Origin of the sequence: Sulfuriferula plumbiphila, assembly GCF_009938015.1 — a bacterium.
Taxonomy (GTDB): Bacteria; Pseudomonadota; Gammaproteobacteria; order Burkholderiales; family Sulfuriferulaceae; genus Sulfuriferula; species Sulfuriferula plumbiphila.
Window position 1 is genome coordinate 2,200,106 of the sequence record NZ_AP021884.1, and the last position, 17,772, is coordinate 2,217,877.

Consider the following 17,772-nt stretch of genomic DNA (forward strand, 5'->3'; position numbering starts at 1 on the left):
TCAACAAAAAAATTCTCTGGCTATTGAAATTTTCAGATTCACCCTAATCTCGCTTGCAGTCAAACACGGAGCAGAACAACATGCAGCAGGAAAATCCGACTCAGCAAGAACAAACCCCTGGCAAAACCGATAGCAAACATGCTTCCGAAATCATGCCCAGCCTGGAAGAGATGCTCAAGCAATCCGAACTGCTGGCACAGGAACACCATGACGCCTGGCTGCGCGCCAAAGCCGAGGCCGACAACATCCGCAAACGCGCCCAACACGATGTCGCCAATGCACACAAATATGCTATTGATGGCTTTGCCACCGAGTTGCTGGCGGTGAAAGACAGCCTGGAGGCCGCACTGGCAAGCGACGCTCCCAGCATCGAAAACTTGAAAAGCGGCGTCGAACTCACGCTTAAACAACTCAACGCCGCATTCGATAAATACAGCCTCGCCGAGATTCATCCGTTAGGCGAAAAATTCGACCCGCACAAGCATCAGGCAATCAGCATGGTGGAAGCCGATGCCGAATCCAATACCGTAGTCGCCGTACTACAAAAAGGCTACCAGTTGCACGATCGCGTCGTGCGTCCGGCCCTGGTCACCGTCGCCAAAGCCAAAAATAGCTGAACAGCGCTTGAAATTGCCGCTAACCACCCTATTTAACACAACAACATTCACGTTTTAACAAGGAATCGAATCATGGGAAAAATCATTGGCATTGACCTGGGTACCACCAACTCCTGCGTGGCCGTTATGGAAAACGGTGTACCCAAGGTGATCGAAAACGCCGAAGGTGCGCGCACCACTCCCTCTATCGTGGCTTACACTGAAGACGGCGAAATCCTGGTGGGTGCAGCCGCCAAGCGCCAGGCCGTCACCAATCCGAAAAATACGCTGTTTGCAGTGAAACGCCTGATCGGCCGGCGCTTCGAGGAAAAAGAAGTGCAAAAAGACATCGCCCTGATGCCCTATTCCATCGTCAAGGCCGACAACGGCGACGCGTGGGTGGAAGTACGCGGCAAGAAAATGTCGGCATCGGAAGTCTCTGCACAAGTGCTGATGAAAATGAAGAAGACTGCAGAAGACTATCTGGGTGAACCGGTCACTGAAGCGGTCATCACCGTGCCAGCTTATTTCAACGACAGCCAGCGTCAGGCCACCAAGGATGCCGGTCGCATCGCAGGTCTGGATGTGAAACGCATTATCAACGAGCCCACAGCCGCAGCGCTCGCCTTCGGTATGGACAAGAAAGAAGGCGATCGCAAAATCGCGGTGTACGACCTCGGCGGTGGCACTTTCGACATCTCCATCATCGATATTGCCGAAGTTGATGGCGAACACCAGTTCGAGGTGATGTCCACCAACGGCGACACTTTCCTTGGCGGCGAAGATTTCGACCAGCGCGTGATTGACTACCTCGCTGATGAATTCAAGAAAGAGCAGGGCATTGATCTGCGCAACGACATGCTGGCGCTGCAACGCCTGAAGGAAGCTGCCGAAAAAGCCAAAATCGAGCTTTCCTCGGCCCAGCAGACAGACGTCAACCTGCCTTATATCACTGCCGATGCGAGCGGCCCCAAGCATCTGGCCGTAAAAATCACCCGTGCCAAATTCGAGAGCCTGGTGGAAGAACTCATCCAGCGCACTATCGCGCCATGCAAAATGGCCATCAAGGACGCCGGCGTGAGCGTATCCGACATCAGTGACGTAATCCTGGTGGGCGGCATGACGCGCATGCCTAAAGTGCAGGAAAAAGTGAAGGAATTTTTCGGCAAGGAACCACGCCGCGACGTCAATCCGGACGAAGCCGTAGCGGTAGGCGCTGCAATTCAGGGCGGCGTGCTGCAAGGTGAAGTGAAGGACGTGCTGCTGCTCGACGTGACCCCGCTGTCGCTGGGCATTGAAACCATGGGCGGCGTGATGACCAAGCTGATTCCGAAGAACACCACGATCCCGACCAAGGCCAGCCAGGTGTTCTCGACCGCCGAAGACAACCAGAATGCGGTGACCATCCACGTGTTGCAGGGCGAGCGCGAAATCGCTTCCGGCAACAAGAGCCTGGGACAGTTTAACCTGTCGGACATCCCGCCCGCACCACGCGGCATGCCGCAGATTGAAGTGACGTTTGACATTGACGCCAACGGCATCCTGCATGTTTCGGCCCGGGACAAAGCTACCGGCAAGGAAAACAAGATCAAGATCCAGGCCAGCTCGGGACTGTCCGAAGCCGAAATCCAGCAGATGGTGAAGGATGCTGAGGCCCACGCCGAAGAAGACCACAAGACGCGCGAGTTGATTGACACCCGCAACCAGTGCGACAACCTGATCCATTCGGTGAAGAAATCGCTGGGTGAGTATGGCGATAAAATCAGCGCCGACGAAAAGGCCAAAATCGAGGCTGCCATTGCCGAAGCCGAGGAAGCCCTCAAAGGCAACGACAAGGCGGCCATCGAAGCCAAATCCAAGGCTCTGGGCGAAGCCTCGCACAAACTGGCCGAGCAGATGTACGCCAAGGAACAGCCCGAAGCGGGTGCGGCGAGTGGCGCACAAACTGCGGATGCAAAGGCAGACGACGTGGTGGATGCCGAGTTTGAAGAAGTCAAAGACAACAAATAATTCTTAACCCGTCACAGAGGGCACAGAGATCACAGTTTATCTGTGAATCACTCTGTGCCCTCTGTGTGTTCTCTGTGGCTGAAAACACATGTCCAAACGCGATTATTACGAAGTGCTCGGCGTCAATCGCGACGCCAGTGACGAAGAAATTAAAAAGGCCTACCGCAAACTGGCGATGAAGCACCATCCGGATCGCAACCCGGACAATCCCAAGGCCGAGGAGCATTTCAAGGAAGCCAAGGAAGCTTACGAAATCCTGTGCGATGGGCAAAAGCGCGCAGCTTACGATCAATACGGCCATGCCGGGGTCGAACAAGGCGCAGGCATGGGTGGCGGCTTTGGAGGCGCTGCAGGCGGTTTTGCAGATGCCTTTGGCGACATCTTTGGGGACATTTTCGGCGGTGGCCGTTCCCGGTCAAATGTCTACCGCGGCGCAGACTTGCAATATAATCTCGAGATAACACTTGAAGAAGCAGCGCGCGGTACCGAGACCAAAATCCGTATTCCGACCCAGGAAGAATGCAGTACCTGTCACGGGTCCGGTGCCAAGCCCGGCACCCAGCCCACCAGTTGCCCCACCTGTGGCGGCCACGGCCAGGTGCGCATGCAGCAAGGGTTCTTTTCCATCCAGCAGACCTGCCCGAAATGTCACGGCAGCGGCAAGATTGTTGCCAATCCGTGCGGCGACTGTCACGGCGTGGGTCGCGTCAAGCATCACAAAACGCTGTCGGTACGCATCCCCGCCGGGGTGGATGAAGGCGATCGCATCCGTCTGTCTGGCGAAGGTGAAGCCGGGGTCAACGGCGGACCGACCGGGGATTTGTATGTCGTTATCCACCTCAAGGCGCATTCCGTGTTTCAGCGCGACCACAACGACCTGCATTGCGAGATGCCGATCAGCTTCAGTACTGCTGCGCTGGGTGGCGAGATCGAGATTCCCACCCTGGATGGTCATGCCAAAATCAAAATTCCGGCAGAAACTCAAACTGGCAAGGTGTTCCGTCTGCGCGGCAAGGGTATCCAGGGGGTGCGTACCCATGCGCCAGGTGATTTGCTCTGCCATGTGCAGATTGAAACCCCGGTGAGCCTGACCGAGCGCCAAAAAGAACTGTTGCGCGAACTGGAAACCTTGAATCAGCAGGACGGCGCGCGCCATAACCCCAAGGCCAAATCGTTCATGGATAAAGTGAAGGAATTTTTTGGCTGATTGTTAAAGCGCTGTTGGATTGGATCAGGCGCGTAGCCGTATGAGCTGACCCAGTCCGTAGTGGATGCAGACCAATCCGGTATATATGGGTGATAACAGATTGATCACCGGCACGAAATGCAGCAAAGCCAGCAACAGGCCCAGCAATACCACGGTCATGCCGCTGGCCAGTCATACACAATCGTGCTGACTGAGAAAATCCTGCGCTGCTTGCAACCAGTGTCCGAGTAAACCTATCCAGTCATCCCGGAATAGCCACGCCAACACGCCCCACAGCATGAATGACAGCACCATGGGCCGCAGCACGATAGCCAGCATTTTGGATGCGACAGGCTGCGAGCCGCATCTATTAATGCACGCGCGATGTCCCTGATCACGCCGCAGCCTTGAACAAACGGAAAAAATTGCGACTCGTAATTGCGCCCACCTCTTCAACAGAAATTCCACGTAATCGGGCAATTTCTCCGGCAACATGGCGCACAAAAGCAGGCTCATTGGTCTCGCCACGATGCGGCACCGGCGCCAGATAGGGCGAATCCGTCTCGATCAGCATCTGTTCCAGCGGGATGGTCTGCGCCACGTGTTTTAATGCCACGGCATTCCTGAACGTGACAATACCGGAAAACGAAATGTAAAACCCCATCGCCATCGCCTGCTGTGCGACTTCCAGACTCTCGGTGAAGCAATGCATCACGCCGCCGATTTCTGCCGCACCCTCCTCCGCCATGATGCGCAAGGTGTCTTGCGCCGCTGCGCGGGTGTGGATAATCAGCGGCTTGCAAGCCTGTTTTGCCGCACGAATATGGGTGCGGAAACGTTCGCGCTGCCATTCCAGATCACCGGTGAGGCGAAAATAATCCAGCCCTGTTTCACCAATAGCCACAATTCTTGGATGCGCTGCCAGTTCGACCAGACGTGCAATACTGGGCTCTTCGGTATCTTTGTGGTCAGGATGCACGCCAACTGACGCATAAACATTGGCATGGTTTTCTGCCATAGCCAGCACCTGGGGAAAATCCTGCAGATTCACGCTGACACACAGTGCATGGCTGACTGCACCGTCTTTCATGCGCGCCAGTATGGCCGCCTGCTGTTCGGCCAGGCCGGGGAAGTTGATGTGGCAGTGCGAGTCGACAAACATGGGATGGGTCCAAAAAAGCAGGCTGCGCGCGGCAGCCTGATGGGTACGGCAGGTGAACAGGTTTACATGGTGTGCGTCTGGCGCGCCGATTTGAGCGAGCCGCCAAGTAAACCTTCCACCTTGTTGCGTGCAGCTATGCCGCTATCATTCTTGTCGAATTGCACGCCTATGCCTTGTGTCTTGCCACCATGGGCACCCGGCGGAGTAATCCATACCACTTTCCCTGCGACCGGAATTTTGTTCTGGTCTTCCATCAGTGTCAGCAGCATGAATACTTCATCGCCCAATCTATATTGCTTGGTGGTGGGAATAAAAATGCCCCCCCCCTTGAGAAACGGCATGTAAGCAGCGAACAGCGCGGATTTTTCCTTGATACTCAGAGACAGCACCCCAGGGCGGGCGATAGCAGCTTTATCTGCGGTATTGCTCATGTTTGCTCCATTCATTCAAATAGGCCCGCGTATTCCAGCAGCAAATCTTCCAGCACCATTTGTGTGGCAAGCGGATGCTGGACGCTGGCGCGCGCCGCCTGCAAACGACGTTGAAAATCCAGCAGTCCGAATAAATTAGCACGCCCGGCCATGCCTCGCAATTCCTGCTGGTAATCGACCTGGTAAAACACCCGCCCTGCCAGATGCAAGCTCACCAGGTCATGCACCCACAGTTGCAACCAGTGCACCATGTCCGGCAGCGGCTGTTTGGCGTGATGTTCGGCAATGCGCAGGGTGTCTGCGCTATTCATTTTTACCAGCCCGGACAGAAATCCGCGCCGTCGTGCCTGATAATCCGCATCCGCCAGCTGGCTGGCCAATAGCGGTGCCCCCCCCGCCTGCGCCAGACAGACTGCGGCTTCACGTACTCCCTGCTGGATCAGCCAGGACTGCGCAGCATCCGTGCCCGGCAGAGTAAAGCGAATCTGGTGACAGCGGCTCAGGATGGTTGGCAACAGCCGGCTTGACTGGTGGCTGACCAGAATCAACAAGATATTCGGCGGCGGTTCTTCCAGGGTCTTCAACAGCGCGTTGGCAGCCACCGCATTCATAGTCTCGGCGGGATGAATCAGCGCAATGCGCAAACCACCACGGTGCGCGCTCAATTGTACAAACCGGGTCAATTCGCGCACCTGAGCCACACTGATATGCTGGCCTGCGGCCGGGCTTTTGCGCTCGGCAAGCTCAGCATCCGGATCATTTTCGTCCAGCGCCGCGGGCTGCAGCTTCAGAAAATCCGGGTGGCTGCCCTGGCGCAACCAGTGACAGGATGGGCATGCGCCACACGCTTCGTGCCCATCTGCCTGCGGGTTCTCGCACAATACAAGCTGAGCCAATTGCTCTGCCAGCGCCAATTTGCCGATGCCCGCGCGTCCATGTAACAGCAGCGCGTGCGGCAACTTCCCACGTAGCTGCAACAGGCGCTGCCAGACCGTTTCATTCCATGTGTGCGGATTCATGGCTCAAATAGCAGCAATGATTGGTTCAAGGTCATCGCGAATCTCATCCAGGCTGCGCTCACTCCTGACTACCCGGAACCGCGCCGGAAATTGTCCGGCGCGCTGCAAATACATGGCGCGTACGCGCTCGAAAAAATCCTGCTGCTGCTGCTCGAACCGGTCCAGACTGGCGTTAGTCGCCAGGCGTTTACCCGCTACAGCGACCTCCACATCGAACAGCAGCGTCAAGTCTGGTTGCAGCCCATCCTGCACCCAGTCTTCCAGAATGCGCAACCTGGATTCGGCAATACCGCGTCCGCCGCACTGATAAGCAAAACTGGCATCGGTAAACCGATCCGAGATGACATAAGCACCCCGTCTCAATGCGGGCAGGATCACGCAATCCAGATGTTCACGGCGCGCCGCAAACATCAATAACGCTTCGGTTTCAACATGCATGGGCTCGGCAAGCAGCAATTCGCGCAACTTTTCACCGAGCGGTGTCCCACCGGGTTCCCGCGTGACCACCACCTCAACACCGCGTGCGCGCAGTTTGTCGGCCAGCCATGGCAGATGGGTGCTCTTGCCAGCGCCGTCGATTCCTTCGAGCGTGATGAATGGCATAATCAGTTTCCGCTTTTTTGATAGCGCATCACAGCGCGATTGTGCTGTTCGAGATTGTCCGAAAAATAGTGGCTGCCATCGCCCTTGGCAACAAAATACAAAGCCTGGCTGGGCGCCGGATTGAGTGCGGCATGGATCGAATCGAGCCCGGGCATGGCGATCGGCGTGGGGGGCAAGCCTGCGCGGGTATAGGTGTTATAAGGCGTATCGGCCAACAGGTCGCGCTTGCGCAGGTTGCCATCAAAAGCATCACCCAGGCCATAAATCACGCAGGGATCGGTTTGCAAGCGCATCCCGTTGCGCAGGCGGTTGATAAACACGGCAGCAATTAATGGGCGCTCGCTTGCCATGCCGGTTTCTTTTTCAATAATGGACGCCATCGTCAGCGCCTGATAAGGATTATCGTAAGGCAGCCCAGGCTGGCGTGCTGCCCACTCCTTGGCGAGGTGCGCCTGCATGGTTTCATAAGCACGATGCAGGATGGAAATATCGCTGTTGCCGGGATCAACATAATATTTGGCGGGAAAAAACAGGCCCTCGGCGTGTGCCTCCGGGATATGCAGAGCAGCCAGTATCTGTGCCTCGCTCATGTTGGCGGTGTCATGGCGCAGGGCCGGATGAGCATCAAGCGCATCCCGCATCTGCTGGAAAGTCCAGCCTTCGATAAAGACGATCTCGCGCAGGCTGACCTCACCCTGGGTCAGTTTTTTGAGTAGCTCAAATGGCGTGGTTGCGCGCCCCAGTGTGTAGTGCCCGGCCTTGATCCGTGCAGCATCGCCCAATATCCGTGCCAGTATCCGAAATCGCCAGCTGCTTTCGATCACACCCTGCTGACGCAACTGTTCGGCAACTGCGGTCAGGCTGCTACCTGGCTTAAGTGTGAATTCGCTAGGCAAGGATTTCAGCGGCAGTGGGGTGCGCGCATACCAGAACAGATCGGCACCCATCACCAGCAATGCAACCAGCAACACAACTATCAAGCGTTTAATCAATGTCTTGTTCCAGTAGAGTACGTATCATCCGGGTATAAGGATGCGGCTGCCAGTGCTGATGCGCAAGCCTACGAATTTGCCAGATGCCGATCACGCTATTGCACACCATGACGGCGTCGGCAGCGTACAAATCCTTCAGCTCAAATTCACCCATCCCGGTTTTCAGCCCCAGCCCGGGTACGGCAGCAAGAATGCGTTCACGGGTCACGCCGCTAATGCCGCTGGCTGACAGATCCGGGGTAAGCAATGTGTCAGCGCGCACCATGAACAGATTACTCATCGTGCCACCGATTACTTTGTCTGCGCTATCCAGCAGAATGCCCTCTGCAATCTGCGGGTCACTCCATTCCCTGCGCGCCAGCACGTTTTCCAGCCGATTGAGATGCTTGATGCCGGCCAGCGCGGGCTGCTGCGCAAGCCGCAAATCGCACACACGGGCGCTAATCCCCTGTTCGGTGTGGCTGCGCGGATAAATCGGCACGGGGCTACTGATTGCAAGCGTGCGGACCTGGGCCGAGGCGGCAACAGCATAACCGCGTAATCCGCTGCCCCGGGTAACAATGATCTTGACCACACAATTTGGCGAGTCTGCGGCGATGTGGGTCAGATCAGCTTCCAGCGCCGCCTGAGTGGGTGCTTGCAAGCCAAGCCGCGTGCAGTCCGCGACAATTTTCGCATATTGGCGCGCCCATGCCACGGCCTTACCGTCGCGCAACAGCAGTGTGCGGAATATGCCGTCACCATAGGCCAGCCCGCGATCAAGCGCATCCAGTGTGCTGGTTTCTACGCCATTGACCAGAATCATCCCGCCAATCCCAGCGCCCGTAACAGCCCCCTGGCCTTGGCACGCGTTTCGTTGAGCTCGCCCAGCGGGTCGGAATCCGCCACGATGCCGGCTCCCGCCGAGAAGCCGATATGGTCACCCGCCACCATGATGGTTCGGATCAGGATATTCAAGTCCATATCACCGTCCCGATTCAGATAACCCATACTGCCGGTGTAAGCGTAGCGCGGCGTGACTTCCAGTTCGCGGATGATTTGCATGGTGCGCACTTTGGGACATCCGGTGATGGTACCACCCGGAAACAGGGCACGTATTACCTGTCCGGGGGTGATCCAGGCGCGCAGTCGGCCAACGACTGTTGATTCGATGTGGTGCACGTACGTGTAGCTGGCGACCGCCATCAGCTCAGTCACCCGCACGCTGCCCGGCACACACACCCGCCCCAGATCGTTGCGCTCAAGGTCAACCAGCATCACATGCTCAGCCCGTTCTTTGGGGTGGGCAGCCAGTTCAGTACGGGTTTGTACATCCTGCCGGTAGTCGCTGTGGCGTGGATGGGTACCCGCAATCGGTCTGGTGTGTGCCATGCCTGCCTGTACCTGCACCAGACGCTCAGGTGAGGAGCTGACAATAGTGCGTTCCCGGGTAAGGCGCGCCAGTCCGGAAAATGGTGCCGGATTACTGCGACGCAGCGCCTGATACAGCGCCAGCGCCGGAGCATCGCTTTGCACACGGCCATGCCAGCGACGCGACAAATTGACCTGGAACACATCCCCGGCACGGATATAACGCTGGATTTGCGCCACCCCATCGAGGAAATCCTGCGCAGGTGCTTCATGCAGATCGCAGAGCGTGACCGGTGAATCGGGGATCGATCGCAAACCAGCCATATCTCCCGCCAGCGCATCCAGTAGACTGGCGTACCCGGTCTCGGCAAACAGCCAGGTCTCGCCGCTGCGGCGATTCACCATCACAGCAGCAGGCATCCGCATGATCGCTGCGAGAGGAAAATCGGCATCGGCTGGCCGGGCCGGCACAGCAGGCTCCAGCCCTTGCAATAGCTCATAGCCCAGATAGAGAAACCAGCCACCCCGGAACGGCAAGTGCCCGATGGCCGTATCCGCCATGCAACACGCAGCCTGCCATGCAGCGTCCAGCTGGCTCAGGCACTGTTCCGCCTGGTCATTCTTGAATAACAGGGTTTGCTGCGGAAATGCCAGCAGGATATCCCAGCCGCCGCCAGACGCCGTTTCCAGCAGCACCGGGTAGCGCTGCGGGTCGGCCTGGTGAAGACTTAACAGATCGGCGCTGCCGGGCAGGGAAAGAACAGGCACGGGGATAAGCGCTGCTGTACAGCGCCCGATTATATTTTACGGAACACCAGCGTACCGTTGGTGCCACCAAAACCGAACGAGTTCGACAGCGCCACGTCAATTTTCATCTGTCGCGCCGTATTGGGCACATAGTCCAGATCGCAGGCTTCGTCCTGGTTGAAAATATTGATTGTGGGCGGTGCTACCTGTTCATGTACGCTCAGCGCAGAAAACACGGCTTCTACCCCGCCCGCCGCGCCCAGCAGGTGCCCGGTCATGGATTTGGTTGAGCTGACCGCAATTTTGTAGGCATGATCGCCCAGGGCACGCTTCATCGCCATGGTTTCGGCCAAGTCACCCAGCGGCGTGGACGTGCCGTGTGCATTGATATAGTCCACCTGAGTCGCATCAAGTCCGGCATTTTTCAGCGCATTCCGCATACAGCGCGCTGCGCCCTCGCCATCTTCAACCGGTGCGGTCATATGGTAGGCATCCCCGCTCATGCCGAAGCCGGCCAGTTCAGCATATATTTTTGCGCCACGCGCCTTGGCGTGTTCGTATTCCTCCAGCACCAGGATACCTGCGCCCTCACCCATGACGAAGCCGTCGCGCCCCTTGTCCCAGGGACGACTTGAGGATGCCGGGTCATCGTTACGCGTGGACAATGCACGCGCGGCTGCAAACCCCCCCATACCCAATGGGCTGATCGCCGATTCTGCGCCTCCCGCGACCATCACGTCCGCATCACCATACTCGATCATGCGGGCGGAATCACCGATACAGTGGGTGGCCGTGGTACAGGCGGTGACCATCGCCAGATTCGGGCCCTTGAAACCATAAAGTATGGACAGGTTGCCCGCGATCATGTTGATAATCGAAGCGGGGATGAAAAACGGTGAAATCTTGCGGGGACCGCCCGCAAGATAGATATTGTGGGTTTCCTCAATCAGCGGCAGACCGCCAATCCCGGAACCAATATTCACGCCAATGCGTTCGGCGTTTTCCTCAGTGACTTCCAGCCCGGCATCGTTGACCGCCTCAATTGCAGCGACCATGCCGTACTGGATGAAGACATCCATGCGGCGTGCATCTTTGGCATTAAGATATTGCCCCACGTCGAAATTTTTTACGTCCCCGGCAATTTGGGAAGCAAACAGCGTGGGGTCAAAGCGGGTGATCCGGGTGATGCCGGATTTGCCCGCCAGGATATTGCTCCAGGATTCCTGGAGGCCTATGCCGACCGGGGACACAATCCCCAGACCGGTAATCACAACTCTGCGCTTGGACAAAACAACTCCGCGAGATTTTAGTAAGATTACTTGGCGAGATGGCTATTGATGTAATCAATGGCCAGTTTGACGGTGGTGATTTTTTCGGCTTCTTCGTCAGGGATTTCGCACTCGAACTCTTCTTCAAGTGCCATGACCAATTCAACCGTATCCAGCGAATCCGCACCCAAATCATCGACAAAGGAAGATTCGGTTTTAACGTCCGCTTCGTTCACGCCCAGTTGTTCGGCGACGATTTTCTTGACACGCTGTTCGATATTGTCCATCTAGATACTCCCAAGTATTAAACAAAAAGCGTTGGCATTCTAACAAACTTGCCAACATTACCCAAATTGGAACAGCACAGCTTTAGGCCATCAGGCCATCGCTGAAAACCGCTCACTCCATGTACATGCCACCGTTCACATGCAGGTTGGCACCCGTGATGTACCCAGCCTGCGTAGAGGCCAAAAAAGCTACCGCATGCGCAATATCCGTCACCTGGCCCAGGCGTCCGAGAGGAATGTGCGCTAGCAGTGCATCACGCTGGACCTCTGGCAGGGCTCGCGTCATATCGGTATCGATGAAGCCGGGTGATACGCAGTTAACCGTGATATTACGACTGCCCACTTCACGCGCCAAGGATTTGGAGAATCCCACCATGCCCGCCTTGGCCGCCGAATAGCTGGTTTGTCCGGCGTTGCCCATGGTGCCGACCACCGAGGCGATACTGATGATGCGGCCATAACGTGCTTTCATCATGGCACGGAGTACCGCCCGCGACAGCCTGAATACCGATCCCAGGTTGGTGGCGATAACGTCATCCCATTCCTCGTCTTTCATGCGCATAAGCAGATTATCGCGAGTGATGCCCGCATTATTGACCAGAATGGCAATCTCGCCGAAGCGCTGCTGTATCTGCTCCAGCACGGTATTGATGCTCGCCGCGTCGGTCACTTGCAGCACCATGCCTGCGCCCTGTAGCGCTGCCTGCTGCAGGTAGTCGCTGATAGCCTGGGCGCCCGGTTCGCTGGTCGCGGTACCGACTACAATTGCCCCCTGTTTGCCCAGTTCCAGCGCGATGGCCTTGCCGATGCCCCGGCTGGCGCCAGTCACTAATGCGATTTTTCCCTGCGGCATGGTTCCCCCTATCCGGCGAGTACGGACTTGATCTCGTTGATCGCATCCGCGCTGGTGAGCGCGTATGCCTGAATATTGTTGTCGATACGCTTGCCGAGGCCGGCCAGAACCTTGCCCGGCCCGCACTCCACGACGTGGGTTACGCCTGATGCGGCCATGGCTCGCACGGTTTCCACCCATCGCACCGGACTATACAGCTGGCGTGCCAGTGCGCTGCGGATCTGCGCCGGGTCACTATAGGCCATCACATCCGCGTTGTGCAGTACGGGTATTTGCGGCGGGTGGATAGCCACTGATTCCAGGTACGCAGCAAGCTGTTCTGCTGCCGGATGCATCAACGCACAGTGTGAAGGTACCGAAACCGGCAGCAACAAGGCGCGTTTGGCGCCTTTTTTCCGGGAAAGTATCATGCCGCGCTCAACAGCCGCCTTGTTGCCTGCGATGACCACCTGGCCGGGCGAATTGAAATTGACTGGCTCCAGCACCTCACCTTGCGCAGCTTCCGCGCACACGACGCGCACTACATCATCATCCAGCCCGAGTATCGCAGCCATCGCGCCCCGGCCCTCTGCTACCGCATCCTGCATGGCTTCTGCACGCAGCCGCACCAGCGGCAGAGCATCCGCAAACGACAGTGCACCCGCCGCCACCAGCGCAGAATATTCACCCAGGCTATGCCCGGCCATGACTTCCGGAGCCTGCCCGCCCTGTCTGAGCCAGGCGCGATATGTGGCAACCCCGGCAGCGAGCATCACCGGTTGGGTATTCACCGTCATGCCAAGCTGTTCTGCCGTACCCGTGGTGACCGTTTGCCAGATGTCCTGGCCCAACACGTCCGAGGCTTCAGTAAATGTGTCACGCACGACGGGCATACTGTCAAAGCCCTGCATCATGCCCACTGACTGGGATCCCTGGCCAGGAAAAACAAATGATAATTTCATCTTTAAATCGAATAACTGTATTAATTAGCTAAGCCCATTTAATAAGAACGGAGCCCCAGGTAAAACCACCACCGAATGCTTCCATCAATATGATTTCACCTGCTTGTATGCGCCCGTCGCGCACTGCCGTATCCAGTGCCAGCGGGATGGACGCTGCGGAAGTATTGCCGTGGCGATCCACTGTCACCACGACGTTATCCATGCTCATACCAAGTTTTTTGGCTGTGGCCTGGATAATGCGGATATTGGCTTGATGCGGCACCAGCCAGTTTACAGCGGATTTTTGCAAGCCATTGGCGGCCAGGGTTTCATCCACAATGGCGTCAAGGGTATTGACCGCCATTTTGAATACCGCATTGCCCTGCATCTGCATGGTGGGTTTACCGTCCGACCCCGCCGACACCCCGCCATTAACGTGCAGCAAATCCTGGTAGCGGCCATCCGCATGCAAGTGGGTGGAGATAATGCCGGGAGTCTCGCTGGCTGCAAGAATCACTGCACCCGCACCATCACCCCACAGTATGCAATTACCACGGTCGTTCCAGTCCGTGATCCGTGACAGTGTCTCGGCCCCAATGACCAGGGCACGCCGTGCCTGGCCTGCACGGATAAAGTTGTCGGCAATAGACAACGCATAAACGAAGCCGCTACAAACTGCCTGCACATCAAACGCGGCACAACCGTTGCTCATACCCAGCTTGTTTTGCACCAGACAGGCAGTACTGGGAAATATCAGATCCGGCGTGGTGGTCGCGACGATGATGAGATCAATTTCCGCAACATCAATACCCGCAGCTGCAATTGCCTGGCGCGCAGCAGCTGCGGCCAGATCGCTGGTCGTTTCATGCGCGGCGGCAAGATGACGCTCGCGGATGCCGGTGCGCTCGACGATCCATTGATCGGAAGTGTCAACCATTTTCTCCAGATCAGCATTGGTGAGAACACGTTCCGGCAGATAGCCGCCCGTGCCCAGGATTCCGGAATACATTTAGGCGACATCCTTGTGCAGCGTAGCCATTTGTTGAGTGATACGGTGCAACACGCCACTGCGCACTTCGCGTATTGCCTGTTCAATGGCATGCTCAAACGCAAAACGGTCTGCGCCGCCATGGCTCTTGATGACAATGCCGCGCAAACCAAGCAGGGTGGCACCATTGTAGCGACGTGGATCAACCCGCTTTTTAAAGGCATTCAGCACCGGCAACGCGATCAATCCGGCCATGCGCGTGAACATGCTACGCTTGAACTCTTCACGCAGCATGGTGGCAATCATTTTTGCCAGCCCTTCGGAACTTTTAAGCGCGATATTTCCGACAAAACCATCGCACACCACGACGTCTGTTGTACCTTTGAAAATATCGTTGCCTTCCACGTTGCCGTAAAAATTCAGTCCGCTGCAACGCAATAAATCTGCAGCCTGCTTCACGATTTCGTTACCCTTGATTTCTTCCTCGCCCACATTGAGCAGCCCTACGCTGGGTGCATCACGCTGTTCCAGGGCAGACACCAGCATGGCACCCATAATGCCGAATTGCAGCAAGTGTTCAGCACTGCAATCCACATTGGCACCCAGATCCAGCACGTAGGTGTGGCCTTTTACGGTAGGCATTTCGGTGGCTATGGCAGGACGTTCGATGCCGGGCAGCATTTTCAGAACGAAGCGCGCGGTGGCCATGAGCGCACCGGTATTGCCGGCTGACACGCAGGCATCCGCCTCGCCACTTTTGACGAGGTCAATCGCAACGCGCATGGAGGAGTCTTTTTTGTTGCGCATGGCAAGTGCCGGCGACTCGTCCATGGCGACGACCTCACTGGCGGGATGGATGCGCAGGCGCGAACTGGTTTTGCCACGCCGCGTGCGCAATTCGGCCTCGACAACATCCTGCAGGCCAACCAGGACGATATTCAGATCCGGATCACGCGCAAGGCTTTTCAATGCGGCGGGGACGGTGACATGCGGCCCGTGGTCACCCCCCATGGCATCGATTGCCACGGTTACATCTCTCATGATTCGCAGATTGCGTCCAAGCGTTGCATCATTGAATGCGCTGATATTGACATCAACAGGTAAGCCAACTCACACGTCGTGACGCAAACAAATTGCACGGAGTGGAATGTGCAGAGGCTTATTCGTCCTTGCTATGCACCACTTTGCGGCCACGATAAAAACCGTTCGGGCTGATGTGATGACGCAGATGCACCTCACCTGTGGTCGGCTCAACAGCCAGCGGCGGGTTGGTCAGGGAGTCGTGCGAGCGATGCATGCCGCGTTTGGACGGGGATTTCTTATTCTGCTGAACTGCCATTCTGATACTCCAATCAAGATTTCAATTTATGATGCCGCTGCAATGTCGCCAGCGTGGCAAAAGGGTTGGGACGGCGCACCGGCAACACTTGCCGGTGCGGTATCGGGCATGCATCAGCGAGATGAATTGGGGCGACTGGAAGCGTCAGTAAAATCTCGTCCTCCAGCCACGCAAACCAGTCAAACTGACCATCCGCAAGCACCGCTTCTTCCAGGCCTTCAGCCTTGCGATCCCAGGCGTCCAGCTCTGCTGCATCATGCGCCACAAACACATGGCTACGGGCTGCCAAATGCCAGCCAAAAGCCTGCATACAACGCTGACACTGCAATTGCAATTGACCGCTGGCTTCCAGTCTCATAAACGCACGGCCTGACTTTGCCAGGCCGGCGTCTATTCGATAGCGAATTTCGCCGGTGCTGTCTGCCAGAGATTCGCACAGGCGTGTAAAATCACGCACCGCAACGACGCTTTCCAACACCCCGGAGTCCTGCGCAAACGCAAGACAGTCAATGCGCGCCTGTTCCGACATAAGGCGCGCATGATATAATTTTCGACTTGTGTTGTCAAAATAAGGCTTCGCCGCGTGATCAAGAAAATCCTCATAGCCAATCGAGGCGAAATCGCTGTCCGTATCGTGCGCGCCTGCTCGGAACTGGGTATCACTTCAGTGGCTATATATACAGATGCCGACCGCCATGCGCTACATGTCAAAAAAGCCGACAAAGCCTACAACATCGGCTCCGATCCGGTGCAGGGCTATCTGAACGCACACAATATTGTCAATCTGGCCGTTGCGAGTGGCTGTGATGCGCTCCATCCAGGCTATGGTTTCCTGTCTGAAAATCCCATGCTGGCCGAGATCTGCGCGCGCCGTGGCATCAAGTTTATCGGCCCGAACGCGGAGGTTATCCGCATGATGGGTGACAAGATCGAAGCGCGCAAAGCCATGATCAAGGCAGGCATTCCGGTCATTCCTGGCAGCGAACATAATCTGGAAAATGTGGAAGAAGCACGCACCCTGGCCAACAGCATCGGCTACCCGGTGATGCTCAAGGCAACCAATGGCGGCGGTGGCCGTGGCATTCGCCGTTGCGATTCCGACGCAGAACTACTGAAAAATTTTGACCGCGTGGTATCCGAGGCCGGCAAGGCATTCGGCAAACCGGAGGTCTTTCTGGAAAAATGCGTGGTGAATCCCAAGCACATTGAAGTTCAGGTAATGGCAGACACTCACGGCAATACCATTCACCTGTTCGAGCGCGACTGCTCGATCCAGCGCCGCAACCAGAAACTCATCGAAATTGCACCTTCACCCCAGCTCACCGAGGCACAGCGTCAATACATCGGCAAACTGGCAGTGCGGGCAGCGCGGGCAGTTGGCTACACCAATGCGGGCACAGTCGAGTTTTTGCTGGATTCGGACAACCAGTTCTATTTCATGGAAATGAACACGCGTCTGCAGGTGGAACACACCATCACCGAGACGATTACCGGCGTGGACATTGTCCAGGAACAAATTCGCATTGCTGCCGGATACCCGCTCCAGTACAAGCAGGAAGACGTGCATTACCGGGGTTTTGCGATGGAATTCCGCATCAATGCAGAAGACCCGAAGAATGGCTTCCTGCCCAGCTTTGGTCGCATCACCCGTTATTACGCTCCGGGTGGCCCGGGCGTGCGCACCGACGCTGCCATGTATAGCGGTTACGTCATCCCCCCTTACTATGACTCCATGTGCGCCAAACTCACGGTATGGAACTTGAGCTGGGAGAGCGTGATGGAGCGTGGCCGTCGCGCCCTCAATGACATGGTGGTATATGGTGTAAAAACCACCATTCCCTATTATCTGGAAATCCTGAAAAATCCGGATTTCCGCAGTGGCCGCTTTAATACCTCGTTCGTGGATACTCACCCTGAACTGATAAACTATGCGGTACGTCAGCCACCCGAGATGATCGCGGCAGCCATCTCGGCTGCCATTGCCGCCCATAACGGATTGTAATTCGTCCAACCAACAGACT

At 56.6% G+C, this 17,772-nt stretch carries 21 protein-coding genes; 4 read left to right on the forward strand and 17 right to left on the reverse strand.

Going from position 1 to position 17,772, the window contains the following annotated elements; all coding sequences use genetic code 11:
• Window positions 1-53 precede the first annotated feature (53 nt).
• The 3 genes from grpE to dnaJ all read left to right on the forward strand — a co-directional run bounded on the left by grpE (window position 54) and on the right by dnaJ (window position 3,813).
• Window positions 54-617 carry a nucleotide exchange factor GrpE gene (gene grpE, locus GZH91_RS11390; RefSeq protein WP_223264515.1) on the forward strand — a complete coding sequence of 188 codons (564 nt, stop codon included), beginning with the start codon at window positions 54-56 and terminating at the stop codon, window positions 615-617.
• A gap of 72 nt (window positions 618-689) precedes the next feature.
• Window positions 690-2,606, forward strand: a complete 1,917-nt coding sequence (gene dnaK, locus GZH91_RS11395; protein ID WP_147071877.1) for a molecular chaperone DnaK — start codon at window positions 690-692, stop codon at window positions 2,604-2,606.
• An 88-nt stretch (window positions 2,607-2,694) separates the two neighbouring features.
• Window positions 2,695-3,813, forward strand: coding sequence for a molecular chaperone DnaJ (dnaJ, locus tag GZH91_RS11400; protein ID WP_147071879.1), 1,119 nt, complete (start codon window positions 2,695-2,697; stop codon window positions 3,811-3,813).
• A 24-nt stretch (window positions 3,814-3,837) separates the two neighbouring features.
• Here the strand turns inward: dnaJ and GZH91_RS18280 are convergent, their stop codons facing one another.
• The 17 genes from GZH91_RS18280 to GZH91_RS11475 all read right to left on the reverse strand — a co-directional run bounded on the left by GZH91_RS18280 (window position 3,838) and on the right by GZH91_RS11475 (window position 16,280).
• Window positions 3,838-3,972, reverse strand: a complete 135-nt coding sequence (locus tag GZH91_RS18280) for a hypothetical protein (RefSeq protein ID WP_262982458.1) — start codon at window positions 3,970-3,972, stop codon at window positions 3,838-3,840.
• Window positions 3,973-3,984: 12 nt separating this feature from the next.
• The gene (locus tag GZH91_RS11405) at window positions 3,985-4,131 is read right to left on the reverse strand and encodes a hypothetical protein (RefSeq protein ID WP_161984259.1); all 147 of its coding nucleotides are present in this window, start codon (window positions 4,129-4,131) and stop codon (window positions 3,985-3,987) included.
• 55 nt (window positions 4,132-4,186) lie between these two features.
• Window positions 4,187-4,954 (reverse strand): TatD family hydrolase, encoded by a 768-nt coding sequence (locus tag GZH91_RS11410; RefSeq protein WP_147071881.1) that lies wholly within the window; start codon window positions 4,952-4,954, stop codon window positions 4,187-4,189.
• Window positions 4,955-5,016: 62 nt separating this feature from the next.
• Complete coding sequence (locus GZH91_RS11415; protein WP_147071883.1) at window positions 5,017-5,385, reverse strand: PilZ domain-containing protein; 369 nt, start codon at window positions 5,383-5,385, stop codon at window positions 5,017-5,019.
• A gap of 11 nt (window positions 5,386-5,396) precedes the next feature.
• Window positions 5,397-6,404 (reverse strand): DNA polymerase III subunit delta', encoded by a 1,008-nt coding sequence (gene holB / locus GZH91_RS11420; RefSeq protein ID WP_147071885.1) that lies wholly within the window; start codon window positions 6,402-6,404, stop codon window positions 5,397-5,399.
• 3 nt (window positions 6,405-6,407) lie between these two features.
• Window positions 6,408-7,007: a dTMP kinase gene (tmk, locus tag GZH91_RS11425; RefSeq protein WP_170227436.1), complete on the reverse strand. Its 600-nt coding sequence runs from the start codon at window positions 7,005-7,007 to the stop codon at window positions 6,408-6,410.
• Window positions 7,008-7,009: 2 nt separating this feature from the next.
• Window positions 7,010-7,999 carry an endolytic transglycosylase MltG gene (mltG, locus tag GZH91_RS11430; RefSeq protein ID WP_198415307.1) on the reverse strand — a complete coding sequence of 330 codons (990 nt, stop codon included), beginning with the start codon at window positions 7,997-7,999 and terminating at the stop codon, window positions 7,010-7,012.
• A complete protein-coding gene (pabC, locus tag GZH91_RS11435) occupies window positions 7,992-8,804 on the reverse strand; it encodes an aminodeoxychorismate lyase (protein ID WP_147071890.1) in 813 nt (270 codons plus the stop codon). The genes mltG and pabC overlap by 8 nt, the downstream gene beginning before the upstream one ends.
• A complete protein-coding gene (locus GZH91_RS11440; RefSeq protein ID WP_147071892.1) occupies window positions 8,801-10,117 on the reverse strand; it encodes an aminodeoxychorismate synthase component I in 1,317 nt (438 codons plus the stop codon). The genes pabC and GZH91_RS11440 overlap by 4 nt, the downstream gene beginning before the upstream one ends.
• Before the next feature lie 29 nt (window positions 10,118-10,146).
• Window positions 10,147-11,385 (reverse strand): beta-ketoacyl-ACP synthase II, encoded by a 1,239-nt coding sequence (fabF, locus tag GZH91_RS11445; protein ID WP_147071894.1) that lies wholly within the window; start codon window positions 11,383-11,385, stop codon window positions 10,147-10,149.
• A gap of 26 nt (window positions 11,386-11,411) precedes the next feature.
• A complete protein-coding gene (gene acpP, locus GZH91_RS11450) occupies window positions 11,412-11,651 on the reverse strand; it encodes an acyl carrier protein (protein ID WP_124705861.1) in 240 nt (79 codons plus the stop codon).
• Between the two features lie 112 nt (window positions 11,652-11,763).
• Window positions 11,764-12,504 carry a 3-oxoacyl-ACP reductase FabG gene (gene fabG, locus GZH91_RS11455; protein ID WP_147071896.1) on the reverse strand — a complete coding sequence of 247 codons (741 nt, stop codon included), beginning with the start codon at window positions 12,502-12,504 and terminating at the stop codon, window positions 11,764-11,766.
• Window positions 12,505-12,512: 8 nt separating this feature from the next.
• On the reverse strand, window positions 12,513-13,445 hold the full coding sequence (gene fabD / locus GZH91_RS11460) for an ACP S-malonyltransferase (RefSeq protein ID WP_147071898.1): 933 nt from the start codon (window positions 13,443-13,445) through the stop codon (window positions 12,513-12,515).
• A gap of 28 nt (window positions 13,446-13,473) precedes the next feature.
• On the reverse strand, window positions 13,474-14,433 hold the full coding sequence (locus GZH91_RS17710; protein WP_174861832.1) for a beta-ketoacyl-ACP synthase III: 960 nt from the start codon (window positions 14,431-14,433) through the stop codon (window positions 13,474-13,476).
• The gene (gene plsX / locus GZH91_RS17715; RefSeq protein ID WP_174861833.1) at window positions 14,434-15,453 is read right to left on the reverse strand and encodes a phosphate acyltransferase PlsX; all 1,020 of its coding nucleotides are present in this window, start codon (window positions 15,451-15,453) and stop codon (window positions 14,434-14,436) included. It abuts the gene before it with no gap.
• A 118-nt stretch (window positions 15,454-15,571) separates the two neighbouring features.
• The gene (gene rpmF, locus GZH91_RS11470) at window positions 15,572-15,751 is read right to left on the reverse strand and encodes a 50S ribosomal protein L32 (RefSeq protein WP_147071900.1); all 180 of its coding nucleotides are present in this window, start codon (window positions 15,749-15,751) and stop codon (window positions 15,572-15,574) included.
• Between the two features lie 13 nt (window positions 15,752-15,764).
• Window positions 15,765-16,280, reverse strand: a complete 516-nt coding sequence (locus GZH91_RS11475; RefSeq protein ID WP_147071902.1) for a YceD family protein — start codon at window positions 16,278-16,280, stop codon at window positions 15,765-15,767.
• A 54-nt stretch (window positions 16,281-16,334) separates the two neighbouring features.
• Between GZH91_RS11475 and GZH91_RS11480 the strand changes: the two genes are divergently transcribed.
• Complete coding sequence (locus tag GZH91_RS11480) at window positions 16,335-17,753, forward strand: acetyl-CoA carboxylase biotin carboxylase subunit (RefSeq protein ID WP_147071904.1); 1,419 nt, start codon at window positions 16,335-16,337, stop codon at window positions 17,751-17,753.
• Window positions 17,754-17,772 lie beyond the last annotated feature (19 nt).

Bases quoted from the DNA above. Each gene is read 5' to 3' on its own strand.
- dnaK (WP_147071877.1), top strand. From the start codon at position 690: ATGGGAAAAATCATTGGCATTGACCTGGGTACCACCAACTCCTGCGTG.
- dnaJ (WP_147071879.1), top strand. From the start codon at position 2,695: ATGTCCAAACGCGATTATTACGAAGTGCTCGGCGTCAATCGCGACGCC.
- GZH91_RS18280 (WP_262982458.1), bottom strand. From the start codon at position 3,972: ATGACCGTGGTATTGCTGGGCCTGTTGCTGGCTTTGCTGCATTTCGTG.
- GZH91_RS11405 (WP_161984259.1), bottom strand. From the start codon at position 4,131: ATGCTGGCTATCGTGCTGCGGCCCATGGTGCTGTCATTCATGCTGTGG.
- GZH91_RS11410 (WP_147071881.1), bottom strand. From the start codon at position 4,954: ATGTTTGTCGACTCGCACTGCCACATCAACTTCCCCGGCCTGGCCGAA.
- GZH91_RS11415 (WP_147071883.1), bottom strand. From the start codon at position 5,385: ATGAGCAATACCGCAGATAAAGCTGCTATCGCCCGCCCTGGGGTGCTG.
- holB (WP_147071885.1), bottom strand. From the start codon at position 6,404: ATGAATCCGCACACATGGAATGAAACGGTCTGGCAGCGCCTGTTGCAG.
- tmk (WP_170227436.1), bottom strand. From the start codon at position 7,007: ATGCCATTCATCACGCTCGAAGGAATCGACGGCGCTGGCAAGAGCACC.
- pabC (WP_147071890.1), bottom strand. From the start codon at position 8,804: ATGATTCTGGTCAATGGCGTAGAAACCAGCACACTGGATGCGCTTGAT.
- acpP (WP_124705861.1), bottom strand. From the start codon at position 11,651: ATGGACAATATCGAACAGCGTGTCAAGAAAATCGTCGCCGAACAACTG.
- fabG (WP_147071896.1), bottom strand. From the start codon at position 12,504: ATGCCGCAGGGAAAAATCGCATTAGTGACTGGCGCCAGCCGGGGCATC.
- fabD (WP_147071898.1), bottom strand. From the start codon at position 13,445: ATGAAATTATCATTTGTTTTTCCTGGCCAGGGATCCCAGTCAGTGGGC.
- GZH91_RS17710 (WP_174861832.1), bottom strand. From the start codon at position 14,433: ATGTATTCCGGAATCCTGGGCACGGGCGGCTATCTGCCGGAACGTGTT.
- plsX (WP_174861833.1), bottom strand. From the start codon at position 15,453: ATGAGAGATGTAACCGTGGCAATCGATGCCATGGGGGGTGACCACGGG.
- rpmF (WP_147071900.1), bottom strand. From the start codon at position 15,751: ATGGCAGTTCAGCAGAATAAGAAATCCCCGTCCAAACGCGGCATGCAT.
- GZH91_RS11475 (WP_147071902.1), bottom strand. From the start codon at position 16,280: ATGTCGGAACAGGCGCGCATTGACTGTCTTGCGTTTGCGCAGGACTCC.